Here is a 16,370-nt window from a genome sequence, read left to right on the forward strand (position 1 = left end):
GCGCCCCATCGGACTAACCTAGAACGAATGTTGGTACAGAATGGACCGATGTGAGTTCGTAGTTAGGCTCGTGGAGCGCTTTTTGACCGTAATTACAAGTGTGATCAAAAAATGAGAGTGGGAAGAAATGTTAATCAACATTTCTTCCCACTCTCTTCTTTATTATTCAGGAATTGAAGTAACTGGTGTGTAACTTGTTGACGGTTGTACCGGAGTGTAGGTTACTGTATTGTTTGTAGTCGTCGTTGCATTGGTATTGCTGTTGCCGGCAGTGGTGTTAGTATTACTGCTTGTCCGACCGGTAGTCGTCGAAGTACCACCATTATTCGAAGTAGTTTGATTGTTGGTCGTTGTCGTCGAGTTAGAATCACTATCGTCATTATTGTTGTTAGTAGAAGTAGTTGAAGCGGCACTCGTCGTGGTTGAGCTAGTTTCATCGCTAGTCGATTCAACTTCTGATGATGACGAAGAACTCTTTTTATCCTTCTTGCTAGATGAAGATGACTTCTTTTTGGTAATGTGCTTCAAAGCCGAAGTGGCAATTTCATCGGATCCGCCTGAAGTCAAGCTGATAATTCCCCCACTTAAGCTAAAAATCATCACCAAAAGCAAAATCCAGGTGGTTACGACCCGAGGACGACTAACGGGATGCACCCCATTTTTCCGAAAGTCCCGAATTTGCATCACATACATAATGGCGTAGATGGCGATTGCTACAATTAAAATCCCAAAAAAGATCATTTCATTGTCTCCTGTATAAATATCATTCCAATTTATCATTGTAGCAAATAATCATCATAAATTCTACCTTATTTCAAACAAGTCACTTTGCTTGACCCTATTTTCATGATCGTAGATAATCATGGTAATACAAAAAGGAGGTGCTGATGATGCCAGCACAAACCATTACTACGGATACTTTCGCAACGACTATCAAAGATGGCGTGACCCTGGTCGATTTTTGGGCGACTTGGTGTCCCCCTTGTCGGATGCAAGGTCCAATTGTTGAAAAATTAAGCGAAGAATACAGTGATCAAGCCAAAGTTGCTAAGGTCGACGTTGATAGTAATCAAGAATTAGCGACCCAATTTGGGATCCAATCAATTCCGACTTTATTATTATTTAAAGATGGCGAATTAGTTAATAAATTTATTGGTTTACAAAGCAAGGATGTTTTAGATGGCGCCATAAAAGACGCTCTCGCCTAAGTTGTTTTATAAATGAGGGTGGAAAGGAATGTCAATTGACATTTCTTCCCACCCTCATTTTTTAATCGTGATAATTTACCCGCCAACTGCCACCAAAAAGTTCTTTGGCTAACAAGTCGGCCGATAAGTTACCATTATTTTCTTCAAAGCCATGGAAAGGTTTCAGGGCTTGTTGCGCCCCTTCTTGATATTTAATGGCTTTACGCATGGCATAATCGACCAATGAACCGTTGTGCAATTTTTCAACTAAGCGACCACTCGGCGTTGTTTCGGGATGATTGATCCGATATTCAAAATCATAGAGAATTTCTTGGTATTCAGGACCTGCTTGAATTTGATTAACAAATTGTTGTAAGCGTTCGATAAATGCTCGTGCCTCTTCATAATATTGAGTCCGCTCAGTCGGCATTTCTTCGGCTACTTCCCCATTCATTTGATCCGCTCGTTTTAATACGTCATTAACATCGCGATCGTTAATCGCCGGGCTCATCAAAAAGTAGCCGGCTAATAGGCGAATAAAGCGAATCGTCCCCGTTCGAATTCCTATCGAACTCGTTGGATCTAGATCTAACATCCGCAACTCCAGGTACTTAGCCCCTTCTTTAGCCAAGTCTTTCATTTCGTCGGCGCCCTTAAAGCGTACACTCCCATGATAATCAGTAGGTTTCAATAATTCACCAGCATCCACGGCTTCTTGAATCTTTTGAGCATATGTTTCGACCGAAGTGTAATCGGCGATAAAATCGTTGCCTAATCCATAACGATGGCTCTGCCGAATAGAGCGAACTGGATGATCAAAGGGTTGTTGATCGGGACCATAAAAATTAGCTTCAGCGACAGGAGAAGCGCCAAAAAGATAAGTAATGACCCAGCGATAGCGAATAAAGCCTTGCGCTAAGGTTTTATAAAGGTGGTTTTTAACCGCTTTCTCTGAGAGATCCAATTCCTGGCTCAAAAGCTTAATAACATTTTGGTTGATACTCAAATTAATATGGGCCCCTTGGGGAGTTCCTTCCGAAGGTTGATGACGTTCTAGCCAATGATCAAAATATTCCCGTTTTTCTGGCGTAGTCGCAGCAATTGGCAAATCATGAGGATCATCAGGTAAAATCGGTGGCATTGACATAGGCCAAAGATACTCACCGGGAGCCAAGGCCGTCCGTAAAGCCGTATTAATACTATATAAATAATGCATGGCATCAGTCGCATTATCAGCTGCTGGTGTCACAATTTCTGACATCGTGGAAAGAAAATCATTGGTTAACCATGGATTTTGGGCTTGGTCACCAACGGCCGCCGGGTATGGTTCGCGACTCAAATGGCCCCGTTTATCAACCCGGTTCATTTCAATTTCAATCCCCATTTTAAAGTCCGAAGCTTCCAATACGGCTTCGTGATCAAAGATAATTTGTCCAATTCGACTAAACATAGGCCCACCTCTTCATTTATTGTAAATATATTAACGTATCTATCGGCGTTTGACTAGAATAAACCTCATCATTTTCTAATTTTAGATATTTCTAACTATTTATCATCTGATTAGTGAATAAATGTCATTTTTACCGATAAAATGGTATAATGTGGTTAGATAAAAAATAGCCATAAGGAGTTCATATCATGAAACATGTTGTTATTTTGGGGGCTGGATATGCCGGCTTAAAGGTTGTTCACGAATTACAAAAGCGGGTTAAAGGTGATGTCAAACTGACTCTAGTTGACCGCAACAATTATCATTATGAGGCAACTGACTTACACGAAGTAGCTGCCGGGACGAAAAAGCCTAGTGACATCAGCTATCCAATCGCTGATGTCGTTAAACCAAGTGTTACCACTTTCATTCAGGATGAAGTGACTGCGTTAGATTTAGCCAACCAAACGGTTAAATTAGCTGACCATAAAGATTTAACTTATGATTATTTAGTTTGTGCTTTAGGCTTCGTTTCCGAAAGCTTCGGTATTCCTGGAGTTGACGAACACGCTTTGCCAATGGCAACTCTGAAAGAAGCCGAAGCAATCCACCAACACCTCCTAGCAATGATGGATAAGTATCAAGAAGTTCAAGATCCATCCTACTTAAACATTGTCATTGGTGGGGCTGGCTTCACTGGAATTGAATTAGTTGGGGCCCTTAACGATGCTCGTAAAACCTTAGCCGATCGGGCTGGAGTACAACCATCCGACATCAAAATTAACGTAATTGAAGCTTCCACTCATCTGCTACCGATGTTTAGTGAGAAATTAGCTACTTACGGAATTAATTTGGTTAAAAGTTTCGGCGTTAACCTAGTTACTGGCGCACGAATCACCAAAGTTGATGATGGACAAGTTGAATTCCAACAAGGTGACCCCGAAGATGCTGTTACCAGTACGATGGAAGCCAAAACGATCATTTGGACGACTGGGGTTAGCGGGAGTCCAATCATTGATGAAGCCGGCTTTAGCGCCCGCCGGGGACGTGTGATCCCAAGCGAACATCTGACCGATAATGATCATGATAATGTCTACCTGATCGGTGATGTGGCAGCGGTAATGCCACCTGATGGAAATCGTCCTTACCCTACTACCGCGCAAATTGCTTTAGGAATGGGTAAATACGTGGCAAACGACCTTGCCAGTCGCTTGACGAATGGTCAACATCTGACGACTCCATTTACTTATAAGTCACTTGGAACAGTGGCCTCGGTTGGTAATACCCATGCCTTTGGTGAAGCAATGGGGCATGAAGTTCGAGGCTACATGGCTTCAGCAACGAAGAAAATGATCGCCAATGAATCCCTCTTCCGGGTTGGTGGTTTCCGTGAAGTAATGAAAAAAGGCCGCTTCGATTTATATCACTAGGATATCTTAAAAGGAGATTGAGAAGAATTTCTTCCCAATCTCCTTTTTCTTAACTAATTTCCAATAAAATTCCCAGCGCAAAAGTTATCACTTGGGTTAAGGAACCAAAAAAGAGAATCTTGACGGCCGTTGAAAAAGTTTCTTTTTTGACCTGTTTATAAAATAGTAAGCGCGTTTGCTGAATAATAAAGGGAATCAATAACCAAGTTGCTAAAACGGTCCATGGTTGTAAACCGATTAATACAGTAATGGCAATCGCCATTAAGGCCACGGCATTTTTAATCGCAAAGGCCCATAAACCAGCACGGATTCCGATAAAATGAATGATCGTATGACGATGGTTATCTTCATCTTCTTTAGCATCGCAAATATTATTAGTTAATAACAAATTCGAAATCCATAACTCATTGGCCAAAGCCACCGCCCAAATTGATAATAAATTGGACCAGGACCATGTAAAGACTGAAAAAGTATTGACATAGACGCTAATCAAGGTAATCATCACACCCATTGTAAAGCCCGAAAAGAATTCCCCCACCGGCAATCCAGACATAGGAAATGGTCCTGAGGAGTATAAAAAGCCAATCGCAAAGCAGAAGATCCCCATCCATAAAACTGGGATCCCCACTAGATAAACTAGCCATAAACCTAAAGCACCAGCAATCACTACTAACACGATTAAAGCCTTTAAGATTTGCTGAGCTGATAAGGATTCACGACCAATGATATTGGTATTCTGCTGATAATCCTCAGTATCAACCGCATGAACAAAATCATGATAATTATCTAGCATATCCACGGCCATATTGAAAAGCACCATGGCCACGAAAAAGACCAGTGCTGGTAACCATTCAAAGCGTTGATAATGATACCAAGCAAAGCAGAAGCCTAATAAACACGGTAAAATACTTGCAGTCTTGGCTTTAATTTCTACTAATTCTAAAAATACTTTTAATGTCATCTGTATCCCCCTCCCCTTGATTATAACGGACTGACACAAAGAAACCACCTTGGATTTTAACCCGCGGTGGTTTTAATTTTTATAACTCCCCGGCATCGATAAGTTTCAGTCGGCGATAGCGTTCGTTAGTTTTCATTAGTGATTGCGGAGTTCCATCCATTTCAAGTTGACCATCTTCAATAAAAATTACTCGATCCATTGCTTCAATTCCTTGTAAATGATGCGTAATCCAAATGATGGTCTTTCCTTCTAACTGTTTAAAGAAGGTATCAATCACTGCTTGTTCCGTAATTGGATCCAAGCCAACTGTCGGTTCATCTAAGATTACAATCGGGACATCTTTTAACAGGATTCGGGCTAAGGATAAACGATGACGCTCCCCGCCTGAGAAACGCAGACCGGCTTCATCCACCATGGTTTGTAAACCATCTGGTAATTGAGCAATCGTTTCTTTTAGACCAACCCGGGCTAAAACATACCAAATTTCAGCTTCGCTCGCCTCTTCATTCCCGATCCTCAAGTTATTTAGTAAGGTTGTATGGAATAAGTATGGCTGTTGTTGAATGACCCCAATATAATTGGCCATTTCATCACCAAATTCACTAGTTGGAATCCCATTTAAAGTTATCTTGCCATGTGTAGGTTTCCGATCACCACGTAACAAGGCGGCTAAAGTACTCTTTCCCGAACCAGACCGACCTAAAATAGCTAACTTTTGACCCGCTTGAAGATCGATGGTGACTCCCTTGAGCACTTCCTTGGTCGTTTCAGGATAAGTATAATGAACATCTTGGACTTCCAAGTTATAGGGTCCCGTTAATTCAACGGGCGCCGATTTCGTATTCGCAACGGCTGGTAATTGATTTAATCGATCAATCGAATCCACATAGACATTGGATTCTTGCGCGGCGGCTGGCAAACCAGCGAAAGCCTCAACTAAAGGAAAAGTTGCGAGAACAAAAGCAGCAATCCAGTTGGCGGAGCCACCATAATGACCACCAAATTGCGCTACTCCCCAAAAGGCTAGACTAATCGCAATTAATAAAAACCACACTTCAATTAAGAAGGTCCGCATTTGATTAAAACGATTCAATGATTCTTGAATTCGGTATAACTTATCTTCATCAGCTATATGTTGACGGACATATTCTTCACCCCGGTTAGCAAAGACCCAGTCAGTGATCCCCATTACATTATCAGTTAGATCCTGGTACAAGTCATTTTTAAGCTGCTTCTCGGCTTCTTGCTTAGCACCATTCACCACCACTGACCAGAAAGGAATCGCCACCATGATCACGCCCAGTAAAAGTAGCATTACTAATCCATACCACCAGGAAAGAATTCCTAAGGCCACTACGATTAACAAGTATAGGCCAATGGCAACGAATTCGGGAAAGATCGTCCGTAAATAGAGGTTTTGAATGTGAGCAACATCTTCTGATAATAAACCTAAGATGTCACCTAAGCGATATTTGCTATTAAAAAAAACGGCATCTTGTTCTAGCGAATCATACATTTTTTTCCGAAACTCGGAAGTCATCTTGAAGACCCAATTATGACTAGTCAGGCGTTCGGCATACCGAAAGACCGGTCGAAAAATCCCAAAACCACGGGTAATGACAATCGGTACATAGACTGCCAAGATATTAAAAGGATGAGTAGCCGATTTGCTAATCAGATAGCCCGATACAAACATCAACCCACCAGCACAGATGAAGGTTAAAATCCCTAAGCCAATGGCTAAATATAAGGTTCGTTTGTAATGAGTTAAGAATGGTTTCACCCAACGATCATTTTTTAAAGCACGTAATAATGGAATCTTATGCATCGGTTTCCCCTCCTTTCATTTGATTAACTAGTTTTACAAATGAACCCTGATGAGCCATTAACTCGTCATAAGTTCCCTGCTCGACCAATTGACCGTGATCCATGACTAAAATGTAATCCATTTGCCGCATCCAGTGAAGTCGGTGAGTTGCGAAGAAGACCAAATGATCTTTCATCAAGGGCAGCATCGCTTCTTTTAAAGCAATTTCCGTTTCTAAATCTAGGTGAGCCGTCGGTTCGTCAAAAATCATTACCTTTCGCGATTGATCAAGAAAGGCCCGTGCCAAAGCAATCCGTTGGGCTTGACCACCACTTAAGGCCAGTTCTCCAGTCCCAATCATCGTATCCAAGCCTTCTGGTAATTCATTTACTAGGTCTGTCAAACCCACTACTTTAACCGCTTCTTGAATCTGCTCGACACTAGCATCTGGGGTATAAAAGGCAATATTATTTCGTAAGGTATCATCAAATAGATACGGACTTTGCGGGATATAAGTAATTTGTTCACGCCAAGTACTTTCATCCATTGTCGACATAGCCTGGCCTTGGACAACAAATTGGCCGGCCTTTGCTTGTAAAAAGCCACTCAGGAGATTGATTAAGGTCGTTTTCCCCGAACCACTCATCCCAATAATGCCGATCTTTTGATATCCGCGAGCCGTAAAAGAAAGCGGCTTTAATTGCGCTCCATCCTCACCATATTGAAAGGCAACTTGATCAACTTGTAATTGATCGCTAGCTGACCAGCTGTGCAGCTTGGCCGAACTGGTTTTGGGACTGGGCTCATTAATGATAGCCATAATCTTTTGGAAGGAATTCTTACCATTTAAGGTTGCATGATAATCATTGGCAAAATTCCGTAGCGGCAGGAAATATTCTGGTGCCATAATTAAAATTCCTAAAGCAGGAAAAAGCCCAATTTCACCATCAATTAGTTTAAAACCTAGAAATACCGCCATCATCGCAATTGATAAGGTGGTAAAGAAATCTAGGGCAAAGGTTGAAGTCATGGCAATTCGTAAGGTTGCCATGGTTGATAAACGGAAATTCTCACTGGAACGATAGATCGACTTGGAGTAAGGCTTACTTAAACCAAAATATTTTAAGGTATCAATGCCCCGTAAAGAATCAATAAAGTGATTTGATAGCAGTTGGAAAGTTTCAAATTGACGATCGGCCCGCGCTTGGGCAGCTAAGCCAAGAATAATAAAGAATAAAATGATTAAGGGATAGACGATCACCATAACAATTCCCGACGTTAGATCAAGATAAAAGGTTACAATCAGAATCAAGATTGGGGCAATCATCATGTTAATCATTTTAGAGAAGACTAAGGTAATGTATTCCTCAACTTGACTGATGCCATCCAAAGCCAAGGTCACCATATTACCAGTTCCTTCTCGTTGAACTACTTGTGGACCTAAGACAAAAAGCTTTGCCAATAATGATTGCCGCATTTGACGAACCGTCTGGCGCGCATAATCATCTAACCAGCGACTAGCAAGCCAATTTAAGGCATGCCGGGCCAGATAGCATCCAACAAACCAAGCTAACCAGGGCCACTCATCCAGCACCTGATGTCCTCGCCATAACCGCACTAAGAAATAACTCAGAAAAAGTGACTGACCAATGACAAGAAAAGCCTGTAGGACATATAGTCCCACAAGCTTCCCCATTAATTGTCTGATTCCCGTCAATTTAAACATAAGACGATCAATCATAAATTATTCCTCCACTGGTTGGGCTGCCGGCATGGCAATCCGTTTCCGGAAAATCCAATAAGTCCAAATGATGTAGGCCAGCACGAAAGGTAAAATGCAGACCGCGGCAATCGTCATTACCGTCAAAGTGTATTCAGAAGATGACGCACTTTGAATTAATAAATCATATTTTGGACTGATGCTTGAAATCAATACCCGTGGATACAATCCAGTAAAGATCAAAGCCACAACCCCAACCATCGTTAAACCGCTCATGATAAAGGCTAACATTTCATTATCCTTAAATAAGGCAATGTGGGCCAATAGAGCAAATAAGACGACTAATACTAAACAAACCAAAGTGCCAATTGGATGAACACTTAAGAAATCGGTTTGGAAAATTAGTAAAAGGGCAAAGACCACTAAACCAAGGTAAAGAACCCAATATAAGAACTTCGCATAGTTTTTAGCCCGATCACGGATTGCACCGACGGTCTTTAAGGCAATATAGTTTAAACCGTGAAGATACGACAAGAGTGTAACTGCAACTCCCCCAACAACAGAGAAGATATTCACATAGTCAAAGAATCCAGCATGGAAGTTACCATTAGCATCAATTGGCATCCCGTGGATCATGGAAATGAATAACATCCCGAAGAGGAAGGGAACCATCGTACTACCAAGCGTTAACATCCATCCCCAGAAGACCTTCCCTTTAGCAGCACTTTTAGCCCGGAATTCAAAGGAAACACCTCGTAAAATCAAACCGACTAAAATTAACAAGAAGACTAAGTAGTAACCACTAAAAAGTGATGCGTACCAGAACGGGAACGAGGCAAACATTGCTCCCCCAGCAGTGATTAACCAAACTTCGTTTCCATCCCAAACTGGTCCAATTGAGTGAATAATTTGATCCCGTTCTCCTTCGTTATCAGCTAAAGTATGGACGGCCATACCAACCCCATAATCGAAACCATCAAGGAAGAAGAAGCCCGAAAATAGAACAGCTAATAATAGGAACCAAATTAATTGTAAAATTGTCATTTAAAAGGCCCCCTTATCAAATGGATCTAAGATCTTCTCAGCAAATTGTGGCTGATCCATGGACATTGGATCTTTACGAAGTTGACGTACCACTAGGTAAATCATCACAATTGCTAAGGAAGTAAAGAGTAAGAAGTAAACAATATTCGATGTTAATAATGACGCAACTGAAACATTTGGTGACACACTTTGTTGAATGGTAAATAAACCATACACGGTCCATGGGAACCGACCAAATTCAGTCACAAACCAACCAGCAGTATTCCCAATAAATGGTACGAAGGTCGTTAGCGCTACAACCCATAAGGTCCACTTATGCTTGTACAAGGTTTCTGCCTTCTTCCGTGATAAGAAGAGACCAACAATCGAAACTAGCATCATCCAACCACCAACTGCGGCCATAATCCGGAAACTATAGAAGACCGTGTTAACTGGTGGATAGTATGAGATTTTTTGATTATCAATCTTTGTCCCATACTTTTTCTCAAGTTGGGCATTGATTTCCTTCATCCCTTTTACAGAACCAGAAGTTTTGTCATAGGTTAAGATCGACAAAACATATGGAATGTCAAGGTTACCCTTTGATTCATGAGTCTTTGTATCATATACACCAACGATCGTCCAAGGGGCGTGCTTCCCGGTAGTAGTAACCACCCCTTCAGCGGCCGCAAACTTCATTGGTTGTTCCTTAACCAAGTACTTCATTTGCATGTCACCCCAAGCAACAGTTAAGGCCCCAAAGATTAACATTAAAGTCAATCCTAGCCGCATGGACTTTTTGTATAGGTCCTTAACTTCGCTAGATAGTGATTGCTTTTTGAGTAATTGGAAGGCCGTCAAACCAGCCACGATCGTCCCACCCATCATTAGAGCTGCAAAGACAACGTGACCATATTCAAACCAAAGTTGTGGGTTTTTTAACAAGGCCCCAAAGTCAGTCATTACTGCCCGACCATTCTTAATGGAATAGCCGACCGGATGTTGCATGAATGAATTAGCCGTTAAGATCCAAAGAGCGGAAATCATGGATCCAATCGCAGTTAACCAGATAAAGAGAGAATGCAATCCTGGTTTTACCCGATCCCAGGTAAAGGTCCATAAACCAATGAAAGTTGATTCCATAAAGAAGGCTACTAAAGCTTCAAAGGCTAATGGTGCCCCAAAGATATCCCCCATAAACCGTGAATAATCAGACCAGTTCATCCCAAATTGGAATTCTTGGATTAAACCAGTCACAACCCCGACAGCGAAACTTAATAAGAAAATATTTCCCCAGAAACGAGCCATTTTTTTGTATGTCTCATTTTTAGTATGAACATACATCGATTCCATAATTGCAATCGCAAACGCCGTCCCAATAGAAAAGGGAACGAAAAAGAAGTGAAAGACGGTTGTCATTGCAAATTGGAATCTGGCAAGTGTCACAATTGACATTGTTCCAACCTCCTAGATTTCGTTTATCAAATGATAAACGTGCTTTATTACACCTTTATTCTACAATGATACCATGTCACTTTCAATCAAAACTTAATATAAATTTACGATTTTCTCCCTAATATCAGGTGATTAGACCACCGATTGTGAAAATAAGCGCAATTATATATGGTTACATTGATCTAAAAGCATATTAAATCGCTGTTTTATCGTAAGCACTTCCAATTTAGGCACCGTTATTTGACAAAATAAAAAGTGCCCATAAACGTCTTGCTATGGAGCACTTTAAGTCTCTTCACTCAATTTCAGTTACTTTTGATCGATTTCTTCATCCGTTTGCAAAACGGCCATAAAGGCTGCCTGGGGAACTTCAACTCTCCCGACCGCTTTCATCCGTTTCTTTCCCCGCTTTTGCTTATCAAGTAGTTTGGCCCGGCGATCTGGATCACCAGTATGGATCCGAGCTGTCACATCTTTGCGGTAAGCCTTAATGTTCGTCCGGGCAATAATTTTGGAACCAATCGCGGCTTGGATCGGAATCTCAAAGTTTTGTCGTGGAATAATTTTCTTCAGTTTCGAAGCAATTTCACGGCCCCGCTCTTCCGCAAAGGACCGGTGACTAATGAAACTAAGGGCATCTACCCGATCACCATTTAAGAGAATATCAATTTTAACTAAATCACTTGGCCGATAATCATCAATTTCATAATCTAGGGAAGCATAGCCCCGTGTACTCGACTTGAGCCGATCAAAGAAATCGTAAATAATTTCAGCGAGCGGAATATGATAAATAACGTTCACTCGGGTGTCACTAAGATACTCCATCGTATCAAACTGGCCCCGTTTTCGTTGACAGAGTTCCATGACCGCACCGACATAATCATTTGGTACCATGATCGATGCCTTCACAAAAGGTTCTTCAATCGACTTGATCAAGGTGACATCCGGCATTTCGGCTGGATTTTCAACTTCGATCATCTCACCGTCATGTTGATAGACGTGGTAAGTAACTGACGGGGCCGTCGTAATCAAATCAAGATTGAATTCCCGTTCCAAGCGTTCTTGAATCACGTCCATGTGTAACATGCCCAAGAAGCCGCACCGAAAACCAAAACCTAAAGCCTGTGACGATTCCGGCTCAAAAGTTAAGGAGGCATCATTTAATTGAAGCTTTTCAAGGGCTTCACGCAAATCATTAAACTTAGCATTATCAGTCGGATAAAGACCGGCATAGACCATCGGTTGCATTTGCCGATAACCATGCAAAGCTTCAGGTGCAGGATTATTTGCTGCCGTAATAGTATCCCCAACCCGGGCATCTTTAATGTCTTTAATAGAGGCCGTGATATAACCCACATCACCTGCCATTAAGAGATCACGCGCTAAAGGTTTCGGCGAGTTGATCCCAACCTCCGCAACTTCATATTCGGCGCCACTATTCACAAACTTAATTCGATCGCCTTTTTTGACTGTCCCCTCAAAAACCCGGACTGATAGGACTACCCCACGATAATCATCGTACTTGGAATCGAAAATCAGAGTTTTCAAAGGGGCTTCTAGATCGCCGGTAGGTGCCGGAATATCTTGCACGATTTTTTCTAAAACTTGATCTACGCCTAAACCACTTTTCGCAGAAATATCAACGGCTTCAGAAGTATCCAGACCAATTTCTTCTTCGATTTGCGCCTTGGTCCCTTCGGCATCGGCGGAAGGTAAATCAATTTTATTGATAACCGGTAAAATCTCTAAATCGTTATCTAAGGCTAAATAAACATTCGCTAGAGTCTGAGCCTCGACTCCTTGGGTGGCATCAACCACCAAAATCGCTCCTTCACAAGCGGCCAAGGAACGGGAAACCTCGTATGAAAAATCAACGTGGCCTGGGGTATCGATAAGATGAAAAATGTAATCTTCGCCGTCTTGAGCATGGTAAGTTAAAGCAACGGCGTTTAACTTAATCGTAATTCCCCGTTCGCGTTCCAACTCCATATCATCGAGAATCTGATTCTTCATCTCCCGTTTACTGATTGAATCCGCCATTTCTAAGATTCGATCAGCTAAAGTCGATTTACCATGATCGATATGGGCGACAATCGAAAAATTTCGGATTCGTTGTTGGCGTTCCTTCATTGCTGCTAAATCCATTAGCGTCCCTACTTTCTACGTGTAATGCTACTTACCAGTATATCAATCCCCATGATGACTTTCAAACCAAACAAAAAAGCTGGGAAGCAAAGCTCTTCACCAGCTAATTTATTATTCTTCAAAGGCATCTTTCAATTTTTCCCAGAAACCACCTTTAACGCCTTCAACTTCTTCACCACTGGCTTCGGCAAAAGCCATCATGGCTTCTCGTTGACGCTTATTAAGTTTCTTTGGCGTTTTGACGTGAACTTTTACGTATTCATCGCCATTCCCATTACCATGAAGAATCGGCACACCCTTCCCCCGTAAGCGGAAATCAGTTTCCGATTGGGTTCCGGCCGGAATGCTCAATTCGACATTACCATGGACCGTTTTAACCTGAATCTTATCACCCAGAGTGGCCTGAGGAATAGTAATGTCTTCTTCTACATAAATCGTGGTGCCATCTCGCTTGAAGTCCCGACTTGGGGTAACTCGGAAAACAATGTACAGGTCACCATAAGGACCCCCGTTTTTCCCAACTTCACCTTGGCCTTGTAAACGCAGTTGTTGACCATCATCAACCCCGGCTGGGATAGTTACCTTAACTTCATGACGTTCTTGGATATGTCCAACTCCGTGACACTTATCACAACGATCGGCCGGATCAATTTCTTGACCCGTCCCACCACAAGTTGGACAAACCTGTTGCGATTGCATGACCCCCATCATAGTTTGACGTTGGGTCACAATGTATCCGGTCCCGTGACATTGCGAACAGGTATGGGCTGACTTCCCTGGTTTCGCCCCAGAACCATGACAAACATCACAATTGGTTTCCCGGTTATACTTGATTTGCGATTCTTTCCCAAAAACGGCGTCCATGAAATCCAGGGTCATCGTATATTGAAGATCTCGCCCCGGTTTGGGAGCGGTAGGGTCACGACGAGTTCGCCCCCCACCAAAGAGGTCACCGAAAATATCACTAAAGTCACTGAAGCCACCCTGGGCTCCACCGCCAAAGCCACCAAAACCTCCTTGACCGCCACCGAAGCCTTGCGGCCCAGCCGAACCAAATTGATCATATTGGGACCGCTTTTGAGGATCACTCAGGGTTTCGTAAGCCTCATTAATCTCTTTAAATTTTTCTTCGGCTCCTGGTTCCTTATTTACATCCGGATGATATTTGGCAGCTAACTTCCGAAAAGCTCGCTTAATATCCTGTTCCGATGCATCTTTATCGACACCAAGAGTTTCATAATAATCTTTCTCTGCCATCAGTTCTCCTCTAGCACAAAAGGCTGGGAATTAACTCAGCCTTTTGGGTTAATTTAAATTTAATCGGTCACCGAAAAGGAAACAACTACTTCTTATCTGGATCAACTTCTTCAAAGTCACCATCGACAGTATTGCCATCGTTTGACTTGTTATCGTCAGTACCTTGAGCATCACCACCAGCTGCTTGATTAGCATCTTGAGCTTGTTGGTACAATTTTACAGAAAGATCTTGGACAATCTTGTTTAAATCATCCTTCTTTTCCTTCATGGCATCTAAGTCGTTATCTTCTTGGGCCTTCTTCAAAGCATCCTTAGCGTCTTGGGCTTTCTTCAAGTCATCTTCTGAGACCTTGTCCTTCATTTCATCAAGGACCTTGTCAGTTTGGAAGATTAATTGATCAACTTCATTCCGTAAGTCAGCTTCTTCCTTCCGCTTCTTGTCTGCTTTGGCGTTAGCTTCCGCATCCTTCTTCATTTGTTCAATTTCTTCATCTGTTAAACCAGAATTAGACTTGATCGTAATATTTTGCTTCTTGTGAGTTCCTTGATCTTCTGCGGAAACATTAACAATCCCGTTCCGGTCAATATCAAAGGTCACTTTGATTTGAGGAACCCCACGTGGTGCAGGTGGAATATCCGTTAATTGGAAGTTACCAAGGGTCTTGTTGTCAGCCGCCATTGGCCGTTCACCTTGTAAGACATGAATATCTACGGCTGGTTGATTGTCTGCGGCCGTTGAGAAGACTTGGCTCTTGGAAGTTGGAATCGTCGTGTTCCGATCAATTAACTTCGTAAAGACGCCTCCCATCGTTTCAATCCCAAGGGAAAGTGGCGTAACGTCAAGCAAGACAACGTCCTTAACATCACCAGTCAAGACCCCACCTTGGATCGCTGCTCCTAAGGCCACCGCTTCATCCGGGTTGATTGAGTGGTTTGGTTCCTTGCCAGTTAATTCCTTAACCATTTCTTGAACCGCTGGAATCCGCGTTGATCCACCGTTAAGGATCACTTCGTCAATATCACTAAATGATAAACCAGCATCCTTCATGGCGTTAAGAACTGGTTGCTTCGTGCGTTCTACCAAATCATTCGTTAATTGGTTAAACTTAGCCCGCGTTAAGGTCGTTTCCAAGTGCAAAGGACCATTATCGCCTGAAGTAATGAATGGCAAACTAATTTGCGCTTCTTGAACCCCTGAAACATCCTTCTTGGCCTTTTCAGCAGCATCCTTTAACCGTTGTAAGGCCATCTTGTCTTGTGACAAATCAATGCCGTTTTCAGCCTTGAATTCATCCACTAACCAATCGATAATCTTTTGGTCAAAGTCATCCCCACCAAGGTGCGTATCACCATTAGTTGACAGAACTTCAAAGACCCCATCCCCTAATTCTAGAATGGAAACATCGAAGGTCCCACCACCAAGGTCATAAACTAAGATCTTTTCATCACGATCGGTCTTATCCAAACCGTAAGCTAATGAAGAAGCCGTTGGTTCGTTAATGATCCGCTTAACATCTAGACCAGCAATCTTCCCAGCATCTTTCGTCGCTTGCCGTTGAGCATCGTTGAAGTATGCTGGAACCGTAATAACGGCTTCAGAAACCGTATCACCAATGTAATCTTCGGCATACTTCTTGATGTATTGAAGGATCATGGCCGAAACTTGTTGTGGAGTGTATTCCTTCCCTTCGATTTCAACCGTGTAGCCTTCTTCACCCATGTGTGACTTAATTGACTTAATCGTGTTCGGGTTAGTGATTGCTTGACGCTTGGCCACTTCCCCAACTTGAATTTCACCATTTTTAAAAGAAACAACTGATGGCGTTGTCCGGCCCCCTTCTGGGTTGGTGATAATTTTTGGTTCGCTACCTTCCATTACGGCGACGGCAGAGTTAGTCGTCCCCAAATCAATTCCGATAATCTTATTACTTGCCATATTTAATTCCCTCTTTGAGT

The 16,370-nt window shown here is 42.3% G+C and carries 12 protein-coding genes; 2 read left to right on the top strand and 10 right to left on the bottom strand.

The annotated features are described in order from the left end of the window. Window positions 1–162 precede the first annotated feature (162 nt). On the bottom strand, window positions 163–741 hold the full coding sequence (locus PS3_RS09960) for a hypothetical protein (RefSeq protein WP_050950900.1): 579 nt from the start codon (window positions 739–741) through the stop codon (window positions 163–165). Window positions 742–890: 149 nt separating this feature from the next. Between PS3_RS09960 and trxA the strand changes: the two genes are divergently transcribed. After that, entirely contained in the window at window positions 891–1,208 is a 318-nt protein-coding gene (trxA, locus tag PS3_RS08065) for a thioredoxin (RefSeq protein ID WP_040468721.1), read from the top strand. Window positions 1,209–1,269: 61 nt separating this feature from the next. On the opposite strand, the gene PS3_RS08070 is transcribed toward trxA, so the two are convergent. Further along, the gene (locus tag PS3_RS08070; protein WP_007122611.1) at window positions 1,270–2,637 is read right to left on the bottom strand and encodes a glutamate--cysteine ligase; all 1,368 of its coding nucleotides are present in this window, start codon (window positions 2,635–2,637) and stop codon (window positions 1,270–1,272) included. 188 nt (window positions 2,638–2,825) lie between these two features. Here PS3_RS08070 and PS3_RS08075 point away from each other — a divergent pair, with 188 nt between their 5' ends. Then, on the top strand, window positions 2,826–4,046 hold the full coding sequence (locus tag PS3_RS08075) for an NAD(P)/FAD-dependent oxidoreductase (RefSeq protein WP_007122612.1): 1,221 nt from the start codon (window positions 2,826–2,828) through the stop codon (window positions 4,044–4,046). A gap of 49 nt (window positions 4,047–4,095) precedes the next feature. Here the strand turns inward: PS3_RS08075 and PS3_RS08080 are convergent, their stop codons facing one another. The 8 genes from PS3_RS08080 to dnaK form a co-directional block, all read right to left on the bottom strand. Then, window positions 4,096–5,007 (bottom strand): prenyltransferase, encoded by a 912-nt coding sequence (locus PS3_RS08080; RefSeq protein WP_007122613.1) that lies wholly within the window; start codon window positions 5,005–5,007, stop codon window positions 4,096–4,098. 79 nt (window positions 5,008–5,086) lie between these two features. Next, window positions 5,087–6,835, bottom strand: coding sequence for a thiol reductant ABC exporter subunit CydC (cydC, locus tag PS3_RS08085; RefSeq protein ID WP_007122614.1), 1,749 nt, complete (start codon window positions 6,833–6,835; stop codon window positions 5,087–5,089). Then, window positions 6,828–8,555: a thiol reductant ABC exporter subunit CydD gene (gene cydD / locus PS3_RS08090; RefSeq protein ID WP_007122615.1), complete on the bottom strand. Its 1,728-nt coding sequence runs from the start codon at window positions 8,553–8,555 to the stop codon at window positions 6,828–6,830. Before cydD ends, cydC begins: the two co-directional genes overlap by 8 nt. 3 nt (window positions 8,556–8,558) lie before the next feature. After that, on the bottom strand, window positions 8,559–9,578 hold the full coding sequence (gene cydB / locus PS3_RS08095; RefSeq protein WP_007122616.1) for a cytochrome d ubiquinol oxidase subunit II: 1,020 nt from the start codon (window positions 9,576–9,578) through the stop codon (window positions 8,559–8,561). Next, window positions 9,579–11,012 (bottom strand): cytochrome ubiquinol oxidase subunit I, encoded by a 1,434-nt coding sequence (locus tag PS3_RS08100; protein WP_007122617.1) that lies wholly within the window; start codon window positions 11,010–11,012, stop codon window positions 9,579–9,581. Between the two features lie 309 nt (window positions 11,013–11,321). Then, complete coding sequence (lepA, locus tag PS3_RS08105; RefSeq protein ID WP_007122618.1) at window positions 11,322–13,157, bottom strand: translation elongation factor 4; 1,836 nt, start codon at window positions 13,155–13,157, stop codon at window positions 11,322–11,324. 111 nt (window positions 13,158–13,268) lie between these two features. Next, window positions 13,269–14,414 carry a molecular chaperone DnaJ gene (dnaJ, locus tag PS3_RS08110; protein WP_007122619.1) on the bottom strand — a complete coding sequence of 382 codons (1,146 nt, stop codon included), beginning with the start codon at window positions 14,412–14,414 and terminating at the stop codon, window positions 13,269–13,271. An 85-nt stretch (window positions 14,415–14,499) separates the two neighbouring features. Continuing rightward, window positions 14,500–16,350, bottom strand: coding sequence for a molecular chaperone DnaK (dnaK, locus tag PS3_RS08115; RefSeq protein WP_007122620.1), 1,851 nt, complete (start codon window positions 16,348–16,350; stop codon window positions 14,500–14,502). Window positions 16,351–16,370: the final 20 nt, after the last annotated feature.

Source organism: Limosilactobacillus gastricus PS3 (assembly GCF_000247775.1).
GTDB lineage: Bacteria > Bacillota > Bacilli > Lactobacillales > Lactobacillaceae > Limosilactobacillus > Limosilactobacillus gastricus_A.